The 22031-nt window shown below is 62.4% G+C and carries 17 protein-coding genes and 3 pseudogenes; 5 read left to right on the top strand and 15 right to left on the bottom strand.

What is annotated here, in order from left to right; all coding sequences use genetic code 11:
• Positions 1–11: 11 nt before the first annotated feature.
• The 4 genes and pseudogenes from ACFJIU_RS02170 (at position 12) to ACFJIU_RS02185 (ending at position 4893) form a co-directional block, all read left to right on the top strand.
• Complete coding sequence (locus tag ACFJIU_RS02170; protein ID WP_379067092.1) at positions 12–326, top strand: sarcosine oxidase subunit delta; 315 nt, start codon at positions 12–14, stop codon at positions 324–326.
• Positions 323–3379, top strand: coding sequence for a sarcosine oxidase subunit alpha family protein (locus ACFJIU_RS02175; protein WP_379067094.1), 3057 nt, complete (start codon positions 323–325; stop codon positions 3377–3379). Before ACFJIU_RS02170 ends, ACFJIU_RS02175 begins: the two co-directional genes overlap by 4 nt.
• Positions 3372–4001, top strand: a complete 630-nt coding sequence (locus ACFJIU_RS02180; protein WP_379067096.1) for a sarcosine oxidase subunit gamma — start codon at positions 3372–3374, stop codon at positions 3999–4001. Before ACFJIU_RS02175 ends, ACFJIU_RS02180 begins: the two co-directional genes overlap by 8 nt.
• A gap of 122 nt (positions 4002–4123) precedes the next feature.
• Positions 4124–4893 (top strand): annotated as a pseudogene (locus ACFJIU_RS02185) (isocitrate lyase/phosphoenolpyruvate mutase family protein).
• A 40-nt stretch (positions 4894–4933) separates the two neighbouring features.
• On the opposite strand, the gene ACFJIU_RS02190 reads toward ACFJIU_RS02185, so the two are convergent.
• The 6 genes from ACFJIU_RS02190 to ACFJIU_RS02215 form a co-directional block, all read right to left on the bottom strand.
• Complete coding sequence (locus ACFJIU_RS02190; RefSeq protein WP_379067098.1) at positions 4934–5185, bottom strand: hypothetical protein; 252 nt, start codon at positions 5183–5185, stop codon at positions 4934–4936.
• A gap of 169 nt (positions 5186–5354) precedes the next feature.
• The gene (locus ACFJIU_RS02195) at positions 5355–5753 is read right to left on the bottom strand and encodes a group II truncated hemoglobin (protein ID WP_379067100.1); all 399 of its coding nucleotides are present in this window, start codon (positions 5751–5753) and stop codon (positions 5355–5357) included.
• Between the two features lie 87 nt (positions 5754–5840).
• Entirely contained in the window at positions 5841–7520 is a 1680-nt protein-coding gene (locus tag ACFJIU_RS02200) for a formate--tetrahydrofolate ligase (protein ID WP_379067102.1), read from the bottom strand.
• Positions 7521–7617: 97 nt separating this feature from the next.
• Complete coding sequence (gene folD / locus ACFJIU_RS02205; protein ID WP_379067104.1) at positions 7618–8502, bottom strand: bifunctional methylenetetrahydrofolate dehydrogenase/methenyltetrahydrofolate cyclohydrolase FolD; 885 nt, start codon at positions 8500–8502, stop codon at positions 7618–7620.
• A gap of 13 nt (positions 8503–8515) precedes the next feature.
• The gene (locus tag ACFJIU_RS02210) at positions 8516–8890 is read right to left on the bottom strand and encodes a hypothetical protein (RefSeq protein ID WP_379067106.1); all 375 of its coding nucleotides are present in this window, start codon (positions 8888–8890) and stop codon (positions 8516–8518) included.
• Positions 8891–9226: 336 nt separating this feature from the next.
• On the bottom strand, positions 9227–11590 hold the full coding sequence (locus ACFJIU_RS02215) for a DUF1989 domain-containing protein (RefSeq protein ID WP_379067108.1): 2364 nt from the start codon (positions 11588–11590) through the stop codon (positions 9227–9229).
• 273 nt (positions 11591–11863) lie between these two features.
• On the opposite strand from ACFJIU_RS02215, the gene ACFJIU_RS02220 reads away from it, so the two are divergent.
• Complete coding sequence (locus ACFJIU_RS02220; protein WP_379067110.1) at positions 11864–13228, top strand: NAD(P)-binding domain-containing protein; 1365 nt, start codon at positions 11864–11866, stop codon at positions 13226–13228.
• Between the two features lie 107 nt (positions 13229–13335).
• Here the strand turns inward: ACFJIU_RS02220 and ACFJIU_RS02225 are convergent, their stop codons facing one another.
• From ACFJIU_RS02225 to ACFJIU_RS02265, 9 genes and pseudogenes are all read right to left on the bottom strand, one after another.
• Entirely contained in the window at positions 13336–13620 is a 285-nt protein-coding gene (locus ACFJIU_RS02225; RefSeq protein WP_379067112.1) for a hypothetical protein, read from the bottom strand.
• Complete coding sequence (locus tag ACFJIU_RS02230) at positions 13617–14330, bottom strand: hypothetical protein (RefSeq protein ID WP_379067114.1); 714 nt, start codon at positions 14328–14330, stop codon at positions 13617–13619. The genes ACFJIU_RS02225 and ACFJIU_RS02230 overlap by 4 nt, the downstream gene beginning before the upstream one ends.
• 49 nt (positions 14331–14379) lie before the next feature.
• Positions 14380–15775: pseudogene (locus tag ACFJIU_RS02235) on the bottom strand (APC family permease).
• 11 nt (positions 15776–15786) lie between these two features.
• Positions 15787–15954, bottom strand: a complete 168-nt coding sequence (locus ACFJIU_RS02240; RefSeq protein WP_379073285.1) for a hypothetical protein — start codon at positions 15952–15954, stop codon at positions 15787–15789.
• Positions 15955–15963: 9 nt separating this feature from the next.
• Entirely contained in the window at positions 15964–16344 is a 381-nt protein-coding gene (locus ACFJIU_RS02245; protein WP_101939711.1) for a hypothetical protein, read from the bottom strand.
• 10 nt (positions 16345–16354) lie between these two features.
• A complete protein-coding gene (locus ACFJIU_RS02250; RefSeq protein WP_379067116.1) occupies positions 16355–16672 on the bottom strand; it encodes a hypothetical protein in 318 nt (105 codons plus the stop codon).
• A gap of 197 nt (positions 16673–16869) precedes the next feature.
• Entirely contained in the window at positions 16870–17517 is a 648-nt protein-coding gene (locus ACFJIU_RS02255) for a LuxR C-terminal-related transcriptional regulator (protein ID WP_379072915.1), read from the bottom strand.
• 85 nt (positions 17518–17602) lie between these two features.
• Entirely contained in the window at positions 17603–18907 is a 1305-nt protein-coding gene (gene glyA / locus ACFJIU_RS02260; protein ID WP_379067118.1) for a serine hydroxymethyltransferase, read from the bottom strand.
• 39 nt (positions 18908–18946) lie between these two features.
• Positions 18947–21717: pseudogene (locus ACFJIU_RS02265) on the bottom strand (phosphoenolpyruvate carboxylase).
• Positions 21718–22031 lie beyond the last annotated feature (314 nt).

The following is a 22031-nucleotide window of genomic DNA, read 5'->3' on the forward strand; positions in this document are numbered from 1 at the left end:
AGTAAGGCGCCATGCGCATAGCATGCCCATTCTGCGGAGAACGCGAGCTCGGCGAGTTCACCTATCTCGGCGACGCGGCACCGAAGCGGCCGACGGCTTTCGCAGCTGACGGGGCCGAACAGCCGGACGCGCAGGACCTGTTCTTCGACTACGTCTATCTGCGCGACAATGTCGCCGGCGACATGGACGAACGCTGGTATCATGGTGGCGGCTGCCGTTCCTGGCTGACCGTCACCCGCAGCACGACAACACATGAAATCAAGGCCGTCCGCGCGGCACCGGGCGCCGGTGCGCAGAAGCCGGCCAAGGCAGGCACGACATCATGAGCAGGACCAGCCAGATTTCCGGCGATGCAGCCCCGCTCGCCTTCAATGATAAGGCCTCAGCCGATTCACGGCCGCCGCGTTTTGTCTCCGCAGGCACGCAATCTCACCGCCTGTCGAGCGGTGGCCAGATCGATCGCAAGCAGCCGCTCGGCTTCACCTTCGACGGCAAGAAGATGGTCGGTTTCGCCGGCGATACGCTGGCTTCGGCACTGGTGGCCAACGGCGTCAGGCTGGTGGGCCGCTCGTTCAAATATCATCGCCCGCGCGGTATCCTGACCGCCGGCGCGGAAGAACCGAACGCGCTGGTCGAACTGCGCAGTGGTGCAAGGCGCGAGCCCAACACGCGTGCGACGACCGCCGAGCTCTACGACGGGCTCGCGGCGGAGAGCCAGAACCGCTGGCCTTCGCTGCGCCACGACGTCATGGCGGTGAACTCGCTGTTCTCGCCGATCTTTGTCGCCGGCTTCTACTACAAGACCTTCATGTGGCCGGCGAAACTTTGGGAAAAGCTCTACGAGCCGGCCATCCGGCGCGCTGCCGGCCTTGGCAAGGCGTCGGGCGAAGCCGACCCGGATCACTACGAGAAAGCCTGGGCGCACTGCGACGTGCTGGTGGTCGGCAGTGGCCCGGCCGGTCTCGCCGCCGCACTCGCCGCCGGCCGCGCTGGCGCGCGCGTTATCCTGGCGGACGAGGATAGTCGTCTCGGCGGACGGCTGCTCTCCGAGAACGGCGAGATCGATGGCAAGCCGGTGGCGGAATGGCTGGCAGGTGCACTGCACGAAATTGCAGGTCTGGCGAACGTCCGCATCATGGCTCGCACCGCCGTCTTCGGTGTCTATGACGGCGGCACCTATGGCGCGCTCGAGCGTGTCAATGATCACGTCGCCGTGCCGCCTGCACACCAGCCGCGCCAGCGGCTCTGGCGCATCGTTGCCAGGCGCGCCGTCGTTGCGGCCGGTGCTATCGAGCGTCCGCTCGTCTTCCCCGGCAACGACAGGCCGGGCGTGATGATGGCGTCCGCCGTGCGCAGCTACATCAACCGTTTCGCGGCGATGCCTGGCCGGCAGGTCGCGCTGTTCACCAACAATGACGACGGCTGGCGCACGGCCGAGGCCGTGCAGCGCGCCGGAGCGTCCGTCGCTGCGGTGATCGACAGTCGCGGCGTGGTTCCCGCAGGCTATCGCGGGCTCAATCTGCGGCAGCTCGGTGGTGTCGTGAGCGCGGTGAATGGTGGCGTCGACGGTGTGCGCAGCATCGTCGTGCGCGACGCCAGCGGCCGGACACAGCAGATCGAGGCAGATTGCCTGGCCATGTCGGGTGGCTGGAACCCCAATGTGGCGCTGTCGTCGTTCCAGCGCGGCAGGCCGGTCTGGCGCGATGACATCGCGGCCTTTGTGCCCGGCCAATGTCCGCCGGGCATGGTCATGGTGGGAGCGGCAGGAGGAGACTTCTCGCTCGCCGCCTGTCTGCGTGAAGGCCATGCGGCCGGTGCTGCTGCCGCGAAAGACTGCGGCGCCAAGGGCAAGGCCGGCACTGTTGCGCAGGGCGACGACGAAGGTTTTGCCATCAAGCCGCTGTGGCATGTCGACGGCGGCAAGGCCTTTGTCGACTTTCAGCACGACGTGACCGCTTCCGATGTGAAGCTCGCGCAGCGTGAAGGGTTCGAGAGTGTCGAGCACCTGAAACGCTACACCACGCTGGGCATGGCGACAGATCAGGGCAAGTTGTCCAACGTCAACGGCCTTGCCTTGATGGCCGAGGCGACGGGGCGCGACATCGCCGATACCGGCACCACGATCTACCGGCCGCCTTATGCGCCGGTGGCGATCGGGGCCCTGGCCGGACACCACCGTGACGAAAATTTCCACGCATGGCGCCTGACGCCGTCACATCACTGGGCTGCTGCCCGGGGCGCGGTGTTCGTCGACACCGGCCTGTGGAAGCGCGCGCAATGGTACCCGATCGCCGGCGAGAAGGACTGGCTGGAATCGGTGACGCGTGAGGTGCGGGCCGTGCGCAACGGCGTCGGCTTCTGCGATGTCTCGACGCTCGGCAAGGTCGATGTGCGTGGTCCGGACGCCGGCACCTTCCTCGACCGCCTCTACATCAACACCTTCTCCAATCTTGCCGTCGGCAAGGCCCGCTACGGGCTGATGCTGCGCGAGGACGGGCTGGTCTATGACGACGGCACGACGTCGCGTTTGGCCGAGGATCATTATTTCCTCACCACCACGACCGCCAAGGCCGGGCCGGCCATGCAGCATCTCGAATATTGCCGGCAGGTGCTGTGGCCCGAACTCGACGTGCAGTTGACCTCGGTCACCGACCAGTGGGCGCAATTCTCGATCGCCGGCCCCAACACGCGCGATCTTCTGAAGAACCTGTGCGACCCGGCGGAAGATCTCTCCAATGAAGGTTTCCCCTTCATGGGCGTGCGTGAGGTGTCGCTGCGCGGCGGCATGCGGGCCAGGCTCTACCGCATCTCGTTCTCGGGCGAGATGGCGTTCGAGATCGGCGTGCCGGCGCGCTATGGCGAGGCCATGGCCGAAAACCTCATGCGGGCAGGCGCCGAATTCGGGGTGACGCCCTACGGCACGGAAGCGCTCGGCGTGATGCGCATTGAAAAGGGCCATGTCGCCGGCCCCGAGCTCAGCGGCACCACGACGGCCGATGATCTCGGCCTCGGCAAGATGATGTCGAAGAAAAAGGACTATGTCGGCCGCGCCATGGCCGGGCGCGAGGCGCTGATCGCGCCGGACCGGCAGGTGGTGGTCGGCATCAAGCCGGTCAACAAGGCCAGCAGGCTGCGTTCGGGCGCGCATGTCATCCCGAAGGGCGCGGCTCCCGGTCCCGATACGGACCAGGGCTACCTCACTTCGGTCTGCTATTCGCCGATGCTCGGCCACTGGATCGCGCTGGCACTGGTCGAGCGTGGACGCGAGCGCCATGGCGAGATCGTGCGGGCCTACGATCCGTTGCGGGGCGAGGACATGGAAGTCGAGATCACCAGTCCGGTCTTCTACGATCCGGAGGGAGGGCGCCAGCGTGGCTAAGTATTCCTGGGAGGCGCAGTCAACGCTGCGCAAGGCGTTTGCGCCGGGGCGCATCGGCCTGGCCTCCGGCGATGCCGGTATCGCCATGGCGGAGATCGGTGGCTTCAGCCTGGTGCAGGTGATGGCGCGACGTGGCCAGGTCGCCAACGTGGCGAAGGCAGCCAAGAGGGTCTGGGGGGTGTTGCCACCGGAAAAACCTGGAGCTGTCGCCGGCAAGGGCGTTACGCTGATATGGACCGGTCCGGATCAGTTCTTTGTGTTGAGTGCCGGAAACGTGCCCGATCCTGTTCCGCCGCTGGCGGCTGTCTTCGACGGGATGGCATCTCTCAGCGATCAGTCCGGCGGGCGCTGCCTGATCCGATTGTCGGGCGCCAGGGTGCGCGATGCACTCGCCAAGGTATCGTCGATCGATCTGCATGACGCCGTGTTTCTGGTCGGAGCGGCCGCTGCCACCTCGATCGACCACACCGGGGTCAATCTCTGGCGTGAATCCGACGCTGCCGACGGCAGTCCGGTCTACAGCCTGCTCGTCTTCACCAGTTTCGCCGACAGCCTCTGGCACACGCTTGCCGATGCCGCGGCTGAATACGGCATACAAGCTTCCCGTGTGCCGTTGTCCTGATCCGTGGCGGTCTCGCCGCCGTAGACGGTTGGACATGTCAGCATTGTCGATCTGTGCCATGGCGTGGCTGCGAGGTGCGCGTTAGGGTCGCCGCAGTCCGACATCCTGCACAAGGTAGATCCATGAGCGACCAGATCGAACGCGCGCGTGCTTTCCATGCCCTTCATGTCAAGGGCGACCCCGTGGTGCTTTTCAACGTCTGGGACCCGGCAGCGCCCAGGCTGTCGTGAAGGCTGGCGCCAAGGCTCTGGCGACCGGCAGCTGGCCGGTTGCTGCAGCGTTCGGCTATCCGGACGGCGAGAAGATTCCGCTGGCGGTGGCGCTGGACAATTTCCGTCGCATAGCCGCCTCGGTGGAATTGCCGGCAACGATGGATCTCGAAAGCGGCTATGGGCCGGCGCCAGCGACGGTTGCGGCCACCGTGACGCAGGCAATCGAGGCCGGCGCGGTCGGTTTCAATTTCGAGGACCAGATCGTCGGTGGGGGTGGCCTTTACGAGATCGCAGTGCAGGTCGACCGGATCAAGGCGGCCGTGGACGCGGTCAAGGCAGGCGGCGTGCCGGCCTTCATCAATGCCCGCACCGACATCTTCCTGAAAGCCAAGCCTGAAGAGCACAGCGAAGCACTGGTCGAACAGGCGATTGCACGCGCTGCAGCCTATGAGAAGGCCGGCGCGCACGGTTTCTTCGCGCCCGGTCTCGGCGACCCCGCGCTGATCGAAAAGCTGTGCAAGGCGGTTGCGCTGCCGGTCAACATCATCGCGCTGGCGCATGTGCCTCCGCGCCAGAAACTGGCGGAACTCGGTGTCGCCCGCATCAGCCATGGTCCGGTGCCGTACCGCAAGATGGTGGCGTGGCTGGAAGAGCAGGCGCGCGCCGCGATTTCCGGTTGAGAGCTGGGCTTGTACCTACACATTCGGAATGGTGAGGTAGCTAGCGTACAAGCCTGAGATGACCGCCGTCGCTGCCATATATTTCGTTCAGATCCAGCAAGTGATGGCCCAGCACGGCTTTCAGGCGTCGATCCACAACGACGACCAACAGCGTATTGAAGCGTCCGGTGCCAATCAGAACCTGATCGAAGCGCTCTTGAGCGTCTCGATAAACATAATGCACGTCATTGAGGCTGGGTAAGCGCAGAGCGTCAAGGTCGAGGTTGTCAACGTAAGGCCAGATGTCGAGCACCGGCTCAGCGTTTTCCGTTACATTTCGCATTGGTTCGGCGAAGCACGCCTTAAACTCTTCAACGGTTAGGAGCCGGCCTGCTTGCATCGGCAAAGCGTATCAGCATCGAAACGTGTTCGTAAGTGGAGATGCATGTCGATGATCGTTGCATGACGTCGGCACCGAATATCTAGTTCTGGTTGCGGGCGATCTCTGCTGCCCGCACCAGATGCTGCATGAGCTGGCTGGCTGTCGGTTCGGCGATGGCAGCAGCGGCAACAGCCTTGGTCATGCATTTGAGCCAGAGGTCGCGCATCTCGGGACCGATCGGGACGTGCTCGTGAATCTCGCGCAGCCGCGAATGACCGTGCCTTCGCACATAGTGTTGCGGGCCACCGAGAAAGCCGGAGAGGTAGTCGAACTGTTCGATGCGGGAATGGGCGACTCCGTGGCCGCGACGGTGGAGCAAGTGCAGTTCCTGCGCATCCTCGTCCTGCTCGATGATGTCGTAGAAAGCCTGGACCAGCCGCTCCAGGCCATCATCGCCGCCGATGGCTTCGTAGAGTGAGAGTTTCTCCGGCGAAATCATCTGGCCGAAGCTCCTTGAACAGGCAGTAGGGCAGTGAGGTTTGGGCTGATACTGCCCTAATGCCTTACCGCCCTACTGCCTTTCCCGTCAGAACAGTCCCTCGATCTGTCCCTGGTCGTTGAGGAAGATCTTCTCCGAGGATGGCTTGGAGGGCAGGCCGGGCATGGTCATGACCTCGCCGCAGATGATGACGACGAAGCCGGCACCGGCAGCCAGGCGAACCTCGCGCACCGGAACCGTGTGGCCGGTCGGAGCACCACGCAGGTTCGGATCCGTCGAGAAGGAATACTGCGTCTTGGCCATGCATACCGGCAGGTTGCCGTAGCCGGCCTGTTCCCACTGGTGCAGCTGGTCGCGGATCGACTTGTCGGCAATCGCCTCGTCACCGCGGTAGATGCGCTTGACGATGGTGTTGATCTTCTCGAACAGCGGCATGTCGTCGGGATAAAGCGGCGAGAACTGCGAGGCGCCGCTCTCGGCGATCTCCACCACCTTGTGGGCAAGCTCCTCGATACCGGCAGAGCCCTGCGCCCAGTGCTTGCACAGGATCGCCTCGGCCCCTTGCGCCGCCACGAACTCCTTCATCGCCTGGATCTCGGCATCGGTGTCGGAGACGAAGTGGTTGATGGCCACCACCGCCGGCACGCCGAACTGCTTCACGTTCTCGATGTGGCGGCCAAGATTGGCGCAGCCCTTCTTCACCGCCTCGATGTTCTCCTGGCCAAGGTCTTCCTTCTTGACCCCGCCATTCATCTTCATGGCACGCACGGTGGCGACGATGACGGCGGCGGCAGGCTTCAGGCCTGCCTTGCGGCATTTGATGTCGAAGAACTTCTCGGCACCGAGATCGGCGCCGAAGCCTGCCTCGGTGACCACATAGTCGGCAAGCTTCAAGGCGGTGGTGGTGGCAACCACCGAGTTGCAGCCATGGGCGATGTTGGCGAAGGGACCGCCATGCACGAAGGCCGGGTTGTTCTCCAGCGTCTGCACGAGGTTGGGCTGGATGGCATCCTTGAGCAGCACCGCCATGGCGCCATCGGCCTTGAGATCACGGGCATAGACCGGGGTCTTGTCGCGGCGATAGGCGACGATGATGTCGCCGAGGCGCTTTTCCAGATCCTTCAGGTCGGTGGCCAGGCACAGGATGGCCATGACTTCGGAGGCAACGGTGATGTCGAAGCCGGCCTCGCGTGGAAAACCGTTGGCGACACCACCCAATGAGACGATGATCTGGCGCAGCGCCCGGTCGTTCATATCCATGACCCGGCGCCAGGCGACACGACGGATGTCGATGCCCAGTTCATTGCCCCAGTAGATGTGGTTGTCGATGAGGGCGGAGAGAAGGTTGTGGGCGGTGGTGATGGCGTGGAAGTCGCCGGTGAAGTGCAGGTTCATGTCTTCCATCGGCACGACCTGGGCGTAACCGCCGCCGGCGGCACCACCCTTGACGCCGAAATTGGGTCCGAGCGAAGCCTCGCGAATACAGACCACCGCCTTCTTGCCGATGCGGTTCAGGCCATCGCCCAGGCCGACCGTGGTGGTGGTCTTGCCTTCGCCGGCCGGTGTCGGGTTGATGGCGGTGACCAGGATCAGCTTGCCGTCCTTGTTGCCTTTGACCGACTTGATGAACTCGGCCGAGACCTTCGCCTTGTCATGGCCGTAGGGTAACAAATGCTCGCTCGGAATGCCGATCTTCTCGCCGATCGCCTGGATCGCCTGCTTCTTCGCGCCGCGCGCGATCTCGATGTCACTCTTGTAATCGGCCATGAGGGCTCTCCTCCCTTGTCTCTGTCTGTTCCAGCTTCCCGAACTCCAGCGTCGGGCTTTTGTCAAAATCCTGCGTCGCGGGCGGGTTGGTCTCGACCTAAGCCCGGCTACCAGCGGCACGGCTGGCCGATGTCAGCGTGTTCGACATGAGAAGCGCGATCGTCATCGGTCCAACGCCACCCGGCACAGGGGTGATGGCGCCGGCGGCAGGCAAGACCTCGTCATAGGCGACGTCGCCCACCAGGCGTGCCTTGCCGTTTTCGCCGGCGGGCAGCCGGTTGATGCCGACATCGATGACGATTGCACCGGGTTTGACCCAGTCGCCCTTGACCATTTCCGGGCGACCTACAGCTGCGACCAGGATGTCAGCGGTACGGCAGAGGTCGGGCAGGTTCTTCGTCTTCGAATGCGCGACGGTCACGGTGGCGTTGGCGGCGAGCAGCAGGTTGGCTATCGGCTTGCCGACGATGTTGGAACGGCCGACCACAACCGCATTGAGGCCGGAAAGGTCGCGGCCAAGCGAACGCTCGATCAGCAGCATCGATCCGGCGGGCGTGCAAGGCACAAAGGCGGTTTCCAGTTCGCCGGCACCGAGCTTGCCGACATTGATGAAATGGAAACCGTCGACGTCCTTGTCCGGGGAGATAGTCTGGATGATGCGGCCGGCATCGATCTGTTTCGGCAGCGGCAACTGCACGAGGATGCCATGAATGGTGTCGTCGGCATTAAGCCGTTCGATCAGCGCGACGAGCTCTTCTTCGGATGTGTTGTCGGGCAGCGTGTGCTGGACCGAGTGGAAGCCACACTCCTTGGCTTTCCTTCCCTTGGAGGCAACGTAGACCTGACTGGCAGGATCTTCGCCGACGATGACGACCGCGATGCCTGGCTGTGTTCCGGTTCTTGCCATCAGCTCCTGCGTCGCCGTCTTGATGCCGGCGACCAGTTCTTCGGCGACAGCCTTGCCGTCGATGATCGTGCTCATGGAAAATCCTCTGTCAATTCGATGCGAGCTGGGGGAGATCGCCGGTATCGAGACAGCCGGGCGAGGGGATATGTCCGAACCGCTGACGGCAATAAGAAAGCATCAGCCGCGCGCCACGCGCGTAGATGTCACCACTGTCGACCAGCGCGCCTTCACGCGCCGCGGAAAGCACGACATTGACGGATTCGCGAATGCGAAAAGGCATGAGGTCCGTGCATTCCAGCATGGCGCCGAAGACGGCGGTCACCGGGATCGTGCAGCCTTCGACGAATACCGCAGGCTCTTGTGTGCCACCGTCTCCCTCGATCGCATCCATGGCGTCCTGGAAGGCCTGGTGGAGGGTGATCGGGGCGTGGCCCTGGTGAAGGTCATGCAAAACTTTCGGCACGGCTGCCTCATCGTCTCGTGTCAGCTTTCGTGACGCCCGGGGGATGAATGTCAAACATCGATCCTTGCATCTTGGGAAAGATATTTGCACATAAGGAAAAGGCAGGCAAGGCGTGTTTCGGCGGAAATTGTCCGCCTTTCGACCATGAAAACGATGTCTGGAAACAGGGCGGTCCGCGCCGCCGGAAAGAAAAAAAGCGGATCGCCCAGGGAGTGAAACGATCCGCCTGGAAACGACCTCAGCGCATGACCCCGAAAATCGGAATCGATTTTCGGAAAGGGTCATGCGCCAAAGTGCTAGAGCGACCTTTGCGCGTCCAAAAGGACGCGCGGCGCTCTAGGAGCGTGGTCTGGTCTTCTGCGGGTCGTAGTGGGCAAAAGGAACGACGCGGGCAGGAAGGCGCTTCTGGTGGCCGTCGAGCTTGCCGATCTCGACTTCGGTTCCGACCTCGGAATGCGTGACGTCCACCCTTGCCAGAGCGATGTTCTTGCCGAGGATCGGCGAGCGCATGGAGGAGGTGATCACGCCGATCTGTGCCCGGCCGATATGGACGCAGTCGCCATGGCCGACATCGACATTGCTGTCGATTTCCAGGCCGACGAGCTTGTGGATCGGGTTCTCCTTGCGTCGGATCAGAGCTTCGCGGCCGATGAAGTCGTCTGTCTTCGACTTCAGCGGCACCGTGAACGCAATGCCGGCCTCGAACGGGTCGGTCTGGTCGGAGAATTCATAGCCAGCAAAAATCAGGCCTGCCTCGATGCGCACCATGTCGAGCGCCGCCATGCCCATCGGCACCAGCCCGTGCGGCTGGCCGGCCTCCCAGACCGCGTCGAAAACCTTCTCGGCATCGCGCGGATGGCACCAGATCTCGTATCCGAGTTCACCGGTGTAGCCCGTGCGCGAGACGACGATCGGCACGCCTTGGGAATCACCGATACGGCCGATGGTGAAGCGGAACCATTCGACCTCGGCCAGCGCCGGCTGGTGCGGTGGGGTCCAGACAATCTCCTTGAGGATGTCGCGGCTCTTCGGCCCCTGCACGGCGATGTTGTGCATCTGGTCGGTCGAGGAACGGACCAGAACCTTCAGGCCAAGTTCCTCGGCTTTGTCGCGCAGCCATTGGCCGGAATAGTCATCGCCGCCGATCCAGCGGAAATTGTCCTTGCCGAGCCGCAACAAGGTGCCGTCGTCGATCATGCCGCCGTGTTCGTAGCACATGGCGGTATAGACGACCTGGCCGATGCCGAGTTTCTTCACGTCACGGGTGAGCGTGTATTGCAGCAGCGCTTCGGAATCCGGGCCGGTGACCTCGAACTTGCGCAGTGCGGAAAGGTCCATCACCACGGCCTTTTCGCGGCAGGCCCGATATTCCTGCAAGGGACCTTCCTTGGCGAAGGAATTGGCGAGCCAATAACCCTTGTATTCGATGAAATTGCGGGTGTGCTTGGCGAAGCTGGAATGGAAGGCGGTTTCGCGGGTCATCTTTGGCTCTGCGTCCGGGGTCACTCGTCTGGCAATCGCACGGGAGAATTTGTGCTGTCCGGAATAGGTCCGGACATGGATGTCGGTGAGGTTCCAGCCATTGGCCGGCGTGGTGTCGTCCGGACAGGCGGAAGACACGCAGACGATGTCGGTCAGTGCACGCAGCAGCACATAGTCGCCCGGCCGCGACCACGGCTCGTCGGAGAACATGACGCCGTGCGCGTCGATCCCGGTGTTGAAGAAGAAGTTCACTGCCATCCAGCCGCCGCGGGCCGTCACGCCATGCGGAGCCAAGGCGCCGTTGAAGTTCTCCGAGCAGTTGATGTGACCCGGATAGCCGATGTCGTCGTAATATTTGGCATAGCAGGCCAGTGCGAAGGCATCATGGCGGCCGCAGGTATCCTGCACGACCTCGACCAGCGGTTCGAAATCCTGGTCGAAGTATTTCGCATGCAGACCCGGCATCGGATAGGCATGGCCCATCAGCGAGCGCGTTGCGGTGACGTCGAGCGCGAGGTCGCGACCCTTGTCGAGCTTGCGTGCCGAGAAGCACTGGAAGTCGGTGCACTGGCGGCCGTCGACGTCGATGATCTGGATGTAGTCGCCGGCCTTGACGAAGTAGGCTTCCGCCGTGCGCGACTTCACCCGGAGATCGAGCACCGGGTCGGCGAGCGGATCGGGCAGCTCAGACTTCCGCTTGCTGCGGATCGTCGCGCGCCGCACCATCACAACCAGCGGCGTTGCCGTATCATGTTCGTCCACGGCCATCGGGCCACCGGGCGCCGCGATGACAAGCGAGCCGTCGCGTGTCGCGGTGAAGCTTTCCTCGGTGCCCGCCGGCGTCACGCTGGAAAAGATGCGTAGCGCCTCGGCATTGGCCAGCTGCAGCTTCCGGCGTTCCAGCCCGTTGCGCAAGCCACGCAGGCGGTCATCACCGCCAACCAGCAGGACCTTGAGGCCGGCGGCGTTGCTGTTGCTCTTGGCACCGATGATGCCGGTGTCGGCGCGGCCGGATGAATCGAAAGCAAGCAACTCGCAGGGCTGGCCGCCCTCGGCATTGCTGATGGTGATCCTGTCGCCCACCTCGATGTCGATGACGATGGCGCTGCCGCCCGGCACATGATAGCGCTCGAAGCCCGGCAGAAGCAGTCCGGGCTGGAAGATCAGGCTCGGCCGGGGTGGCCCGGCGACCACGGTGGGATAGGCTGTCTGCTGCATGACCACCTCACACGAATTTGCCCGTGTGTAAAATAATTTCAATGTAGAGAATACCTGTTTCCTCCTTCCACGCAAGTCTCGGTTTTCGACGGCGCGGGCGATCCACGGGATTTGGGGTCTCCTCCTTTCGTCCACTCCTGGCCACGGAAGCCAGGCGCGGCAAGCTTTGCCGGCGTCGTTCAGCATGAAGCTTATTGACAGGGGTGAAATCGCGTTATTATCATCCCAGTGAAAATTTTTTCGCTATGGAAATGAACTGGGAGGTGTTTCCGTATGAAAGCGCGCGTCGCCGTGATTGGAGCCGGCCCATCGGGCCTCGCACAGCTGAGAGCATTTCAATCCGCCGCAGAGAAAGGCGCCGACATTCCGGAAATTGTCTGCTTCGAGAAGCAGGCCAACTGGGGTGGTTTGTGGAACTACACCTGGCGAACCGGCCTCGACCAATATGGCGAGCCTGTCCATGGTTCGATGTACCGCTACCTGTGGTCGAACGGCCCCAAGGAGGGGCTGGAGTTCGCCGACTATTCCTTCGAGGAACATTTCGGCAAGCAGATCGCCTCCTATCCGCCGCGCGCCGTGCTCTTCGACTATATCCAGGGCCGGGTGAAGAAGGCCGGGGTTCGCAAATGGATCCGCTTCGAGACGGTCGTGCGCCTGGTCACGTGGAACGAAGAGACCAGGAAATTCACTGTTACCGTGCAGGATCTGCCGAAAGACCATTGCTATTCCGAGGAATTCGACAATGTCATCGTCGCCTCGGGCCACTTCTCGACGCCGAATGTCCCCGAATTTCCAGGCTTCGATCGCTTCAACGGCCGCATCCTGCATGCCCACGATTTTCGTGACGCCCGCGAATTCACCGGCAAGGACATCCTGATCGTCGGCACCAGCTATTCGGCTGAAGACATCGGCTCACAGTGCTGGAAATACGGCGCCAAGTCGATCACCAACTGCTACCGCACGGCGCCGATGGGCTTCGACTGGCCGGACAACTGGGAAGAGAAGCCGCTGCTGGAAAAGGTCGATATCAACACGGTCACCTTCAAGGACGGATCGACCAAGCGCATCGATACGATCATCCTGTGCACCGGCTACAAGCACCACTTCCCGTTCCTGCCCGACGACCTGCGCCTGAGGACCGCCAATCGGCTGGCGACCGCCGATCTCTACAAGGGCGTGGCCTATATCCACAATCCGGCGCTGTTCTACATCGGCATGCAGGACCAGTGGTTCACCTTCAACATGTTCGATGCTCAAGCCTGGTGGACACGTGACGTCATCCTTGGCCGCATCAAGCTGCCTTCGGGCAAGCAGGAGATGATTGCCGACGTCGAGGACCGCGTGGCGCGCGAAGATGCCGGCAAGGATGCTCACGATGCGATCGAATACCAGGGCGACTACGTCAAGGAACTGATCGCGGAAACCGATTACCCGAGCTTCGACGTCGACGGCGCCAACCAGGCCTTCTTCGAGTGGAAGGAACACAAGAAGCACGGCATCATGGAATTCCGCAACCATTCCTACCGCTCGGTCATCACCGGCACGATGGCGCCGGCGCATCATACGCCATGGAAGGACGCTCTCGACGATTCCCTGGAATCCTATCTGCGCAGCGCTTCGCCTGTCGCCGCGGAGTGAGTTGGCCGATCGATACCTTCGCCTGCATGGCCAGCCGTGCAGCACAATGAAAGAAAAGGCCGGCTGCGGTATCGCAGCCGGCCTTTTCGATCGGTAATTCCGTTGCTCTATCGGTTGGCAGATGTTCCCGCAATTCGATCGGCCATCGCAGATCTCATGCGTGCCCGGCGATAGGCGTCGGGAATGGAAAGCGCCCAGACAAACAGGCCGCCGGCGTGGCGTCCGATGAAAGATTGGTCAGGCGTCGTCGTCATGTAGGTCAGCACCGAAAAGAACAGTACGAAGAATGCGAACACGAGCCCGCGCGGTGCCTCTCGAATGGCGACGTGGCCGGCGCCGGGCAAGACGATCGCCAAAGCCAGAACCATATAGGGGTTGATCCGCTTGATCATTCTCCAGCTTCCATGGGTTCCGGAGTTCTCGTTTTCGCATTGGTGTCCGCAAGGGCTTCCGACAGCAACCGTGCTTCGGCAATGGCAGTGCGCAGGAGATCGGGAGAAATTGCCTCGACGGGAAAACGGACCTGGCGCAGCAACAGGTGCGCGCCTCGATCGCCTTCGGCCGCCTGCCGGATGAGACGCACACCTTTCGCCGTGATGACGGCTTCCTTGACGGCGGGATTGCGGAACAGTGCCGAAAAGATGGAGCCGCTTCGCTCGATCTCGGTCACCGTGGCGGTGCCATCGCCGCGCATCAGCATCGACGTATCCGTCTGCGGTGGCGGCAGCCAATCCGGCAGATCGTGGACCAGCGAGTAGAATTCGGCACCGGTCGGCCGCGACAGCGCACCGATCGAAGGCCGGTTCTGGGGTGAATGTTCGGTCAGCGTGAGCTTCAGCCAGAGTTGCGGCAGCCGGCGGCAGACGAGCGTATCGGCGACCAGCTCGACGCGAAGTCTCCGGCCATCCGAGAGATTTCCGTCGAGCGTGGGGAATCCATCACCTGCCAGGCGGATCCGGCTGTTCTCGAGAATGCCGGCCACGGCATCGAGAAGGCTGCGGCGCTGTTCGGCCAACTTGCGCTGGTCACGTATGGCGACCGCCGCCAGGGCCGCAACGGCAACTGCGGCAAAGAGGGCAAGGGCGAGGTTGGTGATCATCATGATGACCCAACGCCGCGCACCGGTCTGGCCGGCACGCGGCGTCCTTGTCTCAATAGCCGTTCGGGCGTGGCCAGGGCATGGTGAACTGGTCGCCACGCTTGACGAAGCGATAGCGCCAGAAATGGAACCACAACGAGGCGATGATGTAGAAGCACATCATGGCGATGAGCTGCGTGCCGTAGCCGAGGAAGACCGCGACATAGGCGGTGGCGCAAAGCACCAGGAGCAGCAGTGCCGGGATCGGGTGGAACGGATGCACATAGCCGCGCTTGATCGTTTCCAGCGGCCATTTCTTACGGAACATCACCATGTTGAAGGTCATGAAGGTGTAGCCGAGCAGTCCGGACAGGATCGAGAAAGTCACCACCTGGTCGAGCGGAGCGCCGAGCGCGAAGATGAGTGCGATCGGCACCAGGAAGACAATCGACCGGTATGGCGTGCGGTAGGTCGGGTGCACGGCGCCAAACCAGCTTGGCAGATAGCGATCGCGGCCCATCGAGAACCAGGCGCGCGAGGCATCGTTGATGCAGCCATTGGCCGAAGCCAGCGTGGCGAAGGTGGTGCCGACGAAGAGCAGCATCATCAAGCCGGTGGAACCGGTGACACGGGCGGCATCGAACAGCGGCGTGCCGGCCTGGCCGAGATATTCCCATGGGATCAGGCCCGAGCAGACATACCAGGTCAGGGTGGCGGCAATCAGCAGCGTCATGATGCCGGCCATCGTGCCGTAAGGCAGCGAGCGGGCAGGCGAGCGCACTTCTTCGGCCGCCTGGCAGGTGCCTTCGATGCCGAGGTAGTACCAGAGCCCGAAATGCAGGGCTGCAACGATGCCGACCCAGCCATAGGGCAACGGGTCGCTGGTGATGGCGGAGAAGTCGAGTGGCACGGCGGAACCGCCGAACTGCACGGAGAAGAACAGCACGATGATCGATACGAAAGCGATCGCCGTGATGACAAGGTTGAAGGTCAGCGTTGCCAGCACGCCGCGGTAGTTCAGCCAGGCGCAGGAACATGACGGCAAGGATGATGAAGGGCTTCTGGTTGAGGCCGGAATGGCCGAGCATGCCGGCGACCGTGTCGAGCAGGAAGCCGACGGTGATAGCGTTGGCGGCCTCCAGCATGGTGTAGGCCATGACGAGGAAGAGGCCGACATTGAAGGCCATCAACGGCCCGACAATGTGCTTGGCCTGGGCGTATTGACCGCCGGCCGCGGCGACCGTGGAGGTCACCTCGGAATCGATCATGGCGACGCAGGTATAGAGCAGGCCGGCCACCCAGCAGGCGACGAGACCGGCGATCATGCCGCCTTTGCCGACCGAGAAGTTCCAGCCCATATATTCGCCGACCAGCACGATGCCGACGCCCAGCGCCCAGACATGGGCCGGGCCAAGAACGCGCAGAAGCTGGAGCCGCTCGGGCGCGGCTGTCGAAGTCACATTTGCCATCGCCGTTTTCCCTAGATCGTGTGACGCTCGGCCGTGGCCTCGATCTCGCCTTCACGCGAAGAGGTCAGCAGGTCGTTGTCGTAGGTGGTGTCGATTTTGATCAGGTCGATCAGCATCAAGGCGCCGAACAGGGCGGATAGAGCCCAGGCGGCGTATTCGAGGATGTTCCAGATATCCATCGCGCGCTCCTATCGTTTCGGGCCGAAGCGTTCTTCGATGACTTCGCGATATTCCTTGTCGGACAGGCGCACGACCATGACGAAATAGCCGATGACAAAGACGGCCATGACGATCAATGCGACCCAGCTGAAGGAATAGTCGAAGCGGGCGGTGATGATGTCGCTCGCGGCGGCAGGGTCGGTGATGCCGAGCGCTGCCCATTGCTGCTGCTCGGTGGCGTTCTGGCCGAGCGCTTCCCAGGTCGGGTTGGCGATCGGCTGCGGCGTCTTGGCCGCTCCCGCCAGTCCCATATAGAGCGGGATGTAGAGTGCACCGACCGTCAGGACGAGAAGCACGAAGACGTCGAAGATCTGCCCTGCAAGGCTCTGTTTCGGAGGTTTGTAGGCCATAGGTGTCCCCTCAAGTCCGGCGTCTGCGCATCTCGTCGAGATGCTTCAGGTCGAGCCCGTAGATGAAGTGCTTGTCGTCGCTGTAGTGGCGCAGCATCGCAACGATGGCGGCGGTGTTCAGGCCGAGAACGAGGATTGCGGCGACCGCCAGGATCACGCGGATTCCAGGCACTTCGATGTAGGGCCAGACGGTGAAAAGGGCGAACAGGATGGTCAGCCAGATGGCTGCCACGAACGCTATCGCGCCAAGGCGGTCGCGCCCGTGCATCCGGTCTATTCTTTCGTCAAGGGTAGTCGAGCCAGCGTGCTGGCCAGATGTCGCATCCATGTTCCCCTCCCATGAGGCTGCGCGACTGCGGGGCATCGTTGTTGATTTTGCAGAAAACTATTTGCCCAAGGGGAATATTTAGAAACTGCGACAAACTGTCAAGGAAAAGCGCATGTTGCGCCGCATCAGTTCGCTGCTGCGCTGCGAAAGGCAGTGCTTGCAATCGTCGGGAAGGCGTTGACAGGATCGGTTGGGGCCTATTGCGGACCCAGATGCGGGCCTCTGTTGCGCTCGCTGGCAAACAGCGCCACCGCCATGGCACGGTTGCGCACGTCCAGCTTGTCGTAGAGATTCTTGAGGTGATATTTCACCGTGTTCTCCGAGATGCCGGTGCGCGTGGCGATCTGCAGGTTGGTCCAGCCATCGGCCAGCACCGCCAGCAATTCGCGCTCTCGCGGCGTGAGCCGCGACAGCGGTGTATCGTTGATGCGCGAAACATCGACATAGGGAATGCAGATGCGTCCGTGGGCGACCGCGATCAGCGTGTCGAACAGGATGGCGGGATCATCGAACTGATAGCAGAAGCCCTGCACACCGAGACGCACGCATTGCTTGAGGATGGCGATGTCGTGGTCGTTGGAGAAGATGACGACGCGGGCATGCAGGTTGCGGCGCTGCAATTCGGAGAGCACGCCGCTTCCGTCCATGTCGGCAAGTTTCCAGCCAAGCACGGCAAGATCGAAGCCGGGTTCTCCCTGGGAGACTGCTTCGAGAAATGCTTCGCCTGCCTGCACGGAGCCGACCATGTCGAAGCGGCTGTCGCGGTGGATCATGTCACCGAGTGCGGCGACGACCAGCGGATTGCGTTCCGCGATCAGGACCCTGAATTTCTTCTCTCCCGTCATGGGCGTGACATCGGTCTCCCAACCCGGATGCTGAACTTTCCATACTGCGGTCATCGGCTTCACACAGGCTCCAGCGCGACCTGAATTAGTCGTAGATCGGGAAGCGGCGCACCAAAGCCTCGACTTCCTCTCGCACCTCATTCTCGATCCGGCTGTTGGCGTCCTCGCCATTTGCGGAAAGCCCGTCGACCACCTCCATGGTCAGCCGACCGACAAGGCGAAACTCCTCGGTACGGAAGCCGCGCGTCGTACAGGCTGGAGTACCGAGCCGAACGCCGGAGGTGATCGCCGGCCCCTGAGGGTCGAACGGGATACCATTCTTGTTGCAGGTTATGTGAGCACGTCCGAGGGCGGCTTCGACTGCCTTTCCGGTAAGGCCTTTGCGCCTGAGATCGACCAGCATCAGATGGGTGTCGGTACCGCCGGAGACGATGTCGACGCCGCCGGAGGCAAGCGTTTCGGCGAGCACCTTGGCGTTCTCGACAACGCGGGCGGCATAGGTTCTGAATTCGGGCGTCAGCGCTTCGCCGAAGGCCACGGCCTTGGCGGCGATGACATGCATCAGCGGCCCGCCCTGCAACCCCGGGAAGACGGTAGAGTTGATCTTCTTGCCGATCTCGTCGTCGTTCGACAGCACCATGCCGCCGCGCGGTCCGCGCAATGTCTTGTGCGTGGTGGTCGTCACAACATGGGCATGTTCGAGCGGATTGGGATGCACACCACCGGCGACCAGGCCGGCGAAATGCGCCATGTCGACGAACAGCTTCGCGCCGACCTCGTCGGCGATCTCGCGAAACGCCTTGAAATCGATAAAGCGCGGATAGGCCGAGCCGCCAGCCAGAAGCACTTTCGGCCGGTGCTGGCGGGCAAGGTCGCGCACCTCGTCGAGGTCGATGCGCTGGTCCTGCTGGCGCACACCATAAGAAACGACGTTGAACCATTTGCCGGACTGGTTGACGGGCGAGCCATGGGTGAGGTGGCCGCCTGCCGCCAGGTTCAATCCCATGAAGGTCTCGCCCGGCTGCATAAGCGCCATGAACACCGACTGGTTGGCCTGGCTGCCGGAGTGTGGCTGCACGTTGACGAAGGTGCAACCGAACAATTGCCGGGCACGCTCGCGTGCCAGTTCCTCGATTTCGTCGACATACCGGCAGCCGCCATAGTAGCGGCGTCCGGGATAGCCTTCGGCGTATTTGTTGGTCAGCACCGAACCTTGCGCTTCGAGGACTGCCCTGGAGACAATGTTTTCCGAGGCGATCAGTTCGATCTCGTCACGCTGCCTGCCGAGCTCCCGTGCCATGGCGGCGCTGACGGCCGGATCGGTCTTGGCAACGCCGCCATGGAAGAACTGGCTGAGACCGCCGAGGCCAGGTCGTGCCGGGATGTTCATGTGTCCAATCCTTTCTGGCGCCTGGCGCCGATCCTGTCTTCAACCTGTCCAGCCGAGACCGGAGGATATGCAGTTGATCGAAAGCAGGAGCGCGTTGACCGGCCGCTTAGACGGTGAAGCATTCGCGGCCTGGTCACGGACTTCCTGCAACAATTTCACCTGGAGCGCGTGGATGCTGTCCATTTCTGGCCGCAAACGGTCGAAATTGCGCTTGAATGCAGGGAAACGCGCGGCAAAGTCGGTGTCCCCCACGATCGACCGCACCATGGTGCTGGTCAGGTCGTATTCGGTCTCGATCTTGCGGAAGATGCGTTCACCGACGTTGCTGTCGGCAACGAGGCCTGCATAAAGCCGGCCGATCTCCATGTCGGCCTGGTAGAGCGTTTTGTCGACCTCATCGATGATGAGCCGGAAGAAACGCGAACGCTCGAACATCTGTCGCAGCAGGTCGCGACCGGCATCGCCGCGCACCGTGACGAAAGAATTGATGGCGCTGCCGATGCCGTACCAGCCGGTGAGCAGGTGGCGGTTCTGACTCCACGCGAAAACCCACGGTATGGCGCGCAGATCGGCGATATCGCGGGCGCCGAAGCGGCGCGCAGGCCGTGAGCCGATCTTCAGCAAGGCGAGTTCTTCGACAGGGCTCGCCTGGTTGAAATAGTCGATGAAACCCGGCTCGCCGATCAGGCTGGCATAGGCGGCCAGCGACATGCCGGTAAGGGCTTCCAGCGCCTCGTCGAATTCGGGAATGTCCCGCAGTTCGGCTTCGTTGGGCGATTTCACGCTGTGCGCGAAGACGCTTGCTGAAAGGATCTCGAGCTGGTGCAGACCGGTGCCGCGATTGGCGAATTTCGACGAGACGACTTCGCCCTGTTCGGTCACGCGCATGGAGCCGTCAACCGTGCCGGCCGGCTGCGCGGCAATGGCGCGGCCGGTGGGTGCGCCGCCACGGCTCACCGAACCGCCGCGCCCGTGGAAGAAGGAAATCCGCACCTTGTGCTTGCGGCCCAGCTTCGTCAGCTGTTTCTGCGCCTTGCTGAGCTCCCAGTTCGCTGCAGGAAGCCGCCGTCCTTGTTGGAGTCGGAATAGCCCAGCATGATTTCCTGGCGATTGCCGAAGTCGCGGATCGACCGGCGCACTATGGAAAGACCAAGAAGCTGTTCCAGGATGGCAGGCGCGGCGCGCAGGTCGGCGATAGTCTCGAACAGCGGCACCACTCTGAGATTGATTGTTCCCGAGCCATCCGACGCCGTTGCCAGCCCGCAGAGCTGTCCGAGCAGATAGACAGCCAGGATGTCGTCGGCCGATTGCGTCATCGACAGGATAAACGCGCCGATGGCTCCGCTCTTTTCAGCTGACGCTTCGCGGATCACCCCGAACAGATCAAGCAGTTCGCGGGCCTCGTCGGAGAGTTCGGCCGGGTCGAGGGTGATGCACTCACCCTTGCGGATGACGTCACGGATACGAACGGACCATTGTGGCGAGCCCGGTGTGACCGGCTCGTTCTGCGGGTCCATGGCGACAAACAGTTCGGCCAGAACCCGGTTCACCACGGTCGAATTCTGGCGAATGTCCAGCGCGACGGTGTGGAAGCCGAAACTCTCGAGCTGTTGCTGCAACGGCTTGACGAGGCGTTGCGTCATCGTCCTGCCTCCGATGAGATGGAGCACGTCAGCCAGGCTGTCCAGATCCGATCGGAATGCTTCAGTGTTGGGGTAGGGCACGCCGCTGCCCTTGCCGGTCATGGCCTCCAGCCGGCATAACATCGCGGAGGAGAACTGCCGCAAAGGCTCGTCGACGTTGCGGCCTGTGATTGCATCGCCGCAGCCACTCGCCTGCAGCACCTTCGCCAGGGCCGGTCCGAAATCGCTTGGCATGTCGACGACATTGGTGCTGACGCTGAGCAGGGTAACCAGGCGGCGCACCTGGGTGAGATACAGGCGGATGGCCACGTCGCGGTTTTCGGCAAGCGCGTAAGCCGTCGTGCTGGCAGTAACATTCGGGTTGCCATCGCGGTCGCCGCCGATCCAGGACGCAAAACGCATGAAGGAGGGGACGGTGAGGGCATAGTTGGGGAAATGGCGCTTCAGCGCGCCGTCGACGAGGTCGTAGAGCTGTGGCGTGGCCTCGAACAGGACTTCCCGAAAGAAGTGAAGTCCCCAGGCGATCTCGCGCTCGACCGTCGGGCGCTCCAGCCTGAGTTCCCCCGTCATCCACAAAAGTTCGATTTCGCTTCTGAGATCACAGACCAGCGTTTCCCGCTCCCGGGGAGCCCAGCGCAACTGCCCGATTTCCGTCAGCTTGCGATAGACGCGGCGGTGGATTTCGAGCACGGTGACACGCTTGGCCTCGGTCGGGTGGGCGGTCATGGTCGGGCCGACCATGAGACTGTTCATTGCCTCCTGGACAGCCTCGGCGGAATAACCGCGCGCGGCGATCTCTCCAATGACGTTGGCGAAGGAGCCGATGACCTCTTCGGGGCTTTCCGTCTGCTCGGTCTCGCGCCTGGTACGCATGGCCTGAAGTTCGCTGGCGATCGCAATCAGCTGAAACCAGATACCGGTTGCCTGCAGGGCAGGGATGCGCAGTTCCTCAGCCAGGCTATCGAGCGAACCACGACCGACCAGGATCTCGGCGATTTCAGGTTCGCGTTCCCTGACCACCGAAACGAGCAGCTGGAAAAGCAGCTCGTGGACGTCGCTGCGGGCGTCGAACGGCCTCGCGTCCCTGACGATCGCGACCGGGGGGACAAGCGAGCCTGCATCAATTTTCGCGAGACTGAGAATGTCCGTTGCCTCCTCAACAAACATTGCGGCTTATTTCCTAGCATGAATGTTTTTTTCATACTAGTGCGTCGAACCAGCATATTCCTTTCGCCGGCGCTGAAAACGCCTGGACGGGTAGATTCCTCGCCCGTTCGGGTGGTGTCCGGATTGGCCGAAAGAGCGAATTTCCGGAGCCTGACCTGCGCTCCGGCGCGAAAACACAGCCGTTTTGCCGGTTTATCGAAAATCGCTTGACGAGGATCGGGATTCCGATGATCTTCACTATTGGGAAACAAATAAGACTAAGCGGAAAACCGCAGTGCCTGTTTTATCGTCCCGATATCGGTGACGAGACTGTC

The organism is Mesorhizobium sp. UC74_2, from assembly GCF_042701485.1.
Lineage (GTDB): Bacteria > Pseudomonadota > Alphaproteobacteria > Rhizobiales > Rhizobiaceae > Mesorhizobium.

Coding starts and splice junctions, on each gene's coding strand:
- ACFJIU_RS02230 (WP_379067114.1), bottom strand. CDS start 14,330: ATGATGATCACCAACCTCGCCCTTGCCCTCTTTGCCGCAGTTGCCGTT.
- ACFJIU_RS02225 (WP_379067112.1), bottom strand. CDS start 13,620: ATGATCAAGCGGATCAACCCCTATATGGTTCTGGCTTTGGCGATCGTC.
- ACFJIU_RS02195 (WP_379067100.1), bottom strand. CDS start 5,753: ATGATTTCGCCGGAGAAACTCTCACTCTACGAAGCCATCGGCGGCGAT.
- ACFJIU_RS02170 (WP_379067092.1), top strand. CDS start 12: ATGCGCATAGCATGCCCATTCTGCGGAGAACGCGAGCTCGGCGAGTTC.
- ACFJIU_RS02245 (WP_101939711.1), bottom strand. CDS start 16,344: ATGGCCTACAAACCTCCGAAACAGAGCCTTGCAGGGCAGATCTTCGAC.
- ACFJIU_RS02215 (WP_379067108.1), bottom strand. CDS start 11,590: ATGCAGCAGACAGCCTATCCCACCGTGGTCGCCGGGCCACCCCGGCCG.
- ACFJIU_RS02255 (WP_379072915.1), bottom strand. CDS start 17,517: ATGACGGGAGAGAAGAAATTCAGGGTCCTGATCGCGGAACGCAATCCG.
- ACFJIU_RS02250 (WP_379067116.1), bottom strand. CDS start 16,672: ATGGATGCGACATCTGGCCAGCACGCTGGCTCGACTACCCTTGACGAA.
- ACFJIU_RS02240 (WP_379073285.1), bottom strand. CDS start 15,954: ATGGATATCTGGAACATCCTCGAATACGCCGCCTGGGCTCTATCCGCC.
- glyA (WP_379067118.1), bottom strand. CDS start 18,907: ATGAACATCCCGGCACGACCTGGCCTCGGCGGTCTCAGCCAGTTCTTC.
- ACFJIU_RS02175 (WP_379067094.1), top strand. CDS start 323: ATGAGCAGGACCAGCCAGATTTCCGGCGATGCAGCCCCGCTCGCCTTC.
- ACFJIU_RS02220 (WP_379067110.1), top strand. CDS start 11,864: ATGAAAGCGCGCGTCGCCGTGATTGGAGCCGGCCCATCGGGCCTCGCA.
- folD (WP_379067104.1), bottom strand. CDS start 8,502: ATGAGCACGATCATCGACGGCAAGGCTGTCGCCGAAGAACTGGTCGCC.
- ACFJIU_RS02200 (WP_379067102.1), bottom strand. CDS start 7,520: ATGGCCGATTACAAGAGTGACATCGAGATCGCGCGCGGCGCGAAGAAG.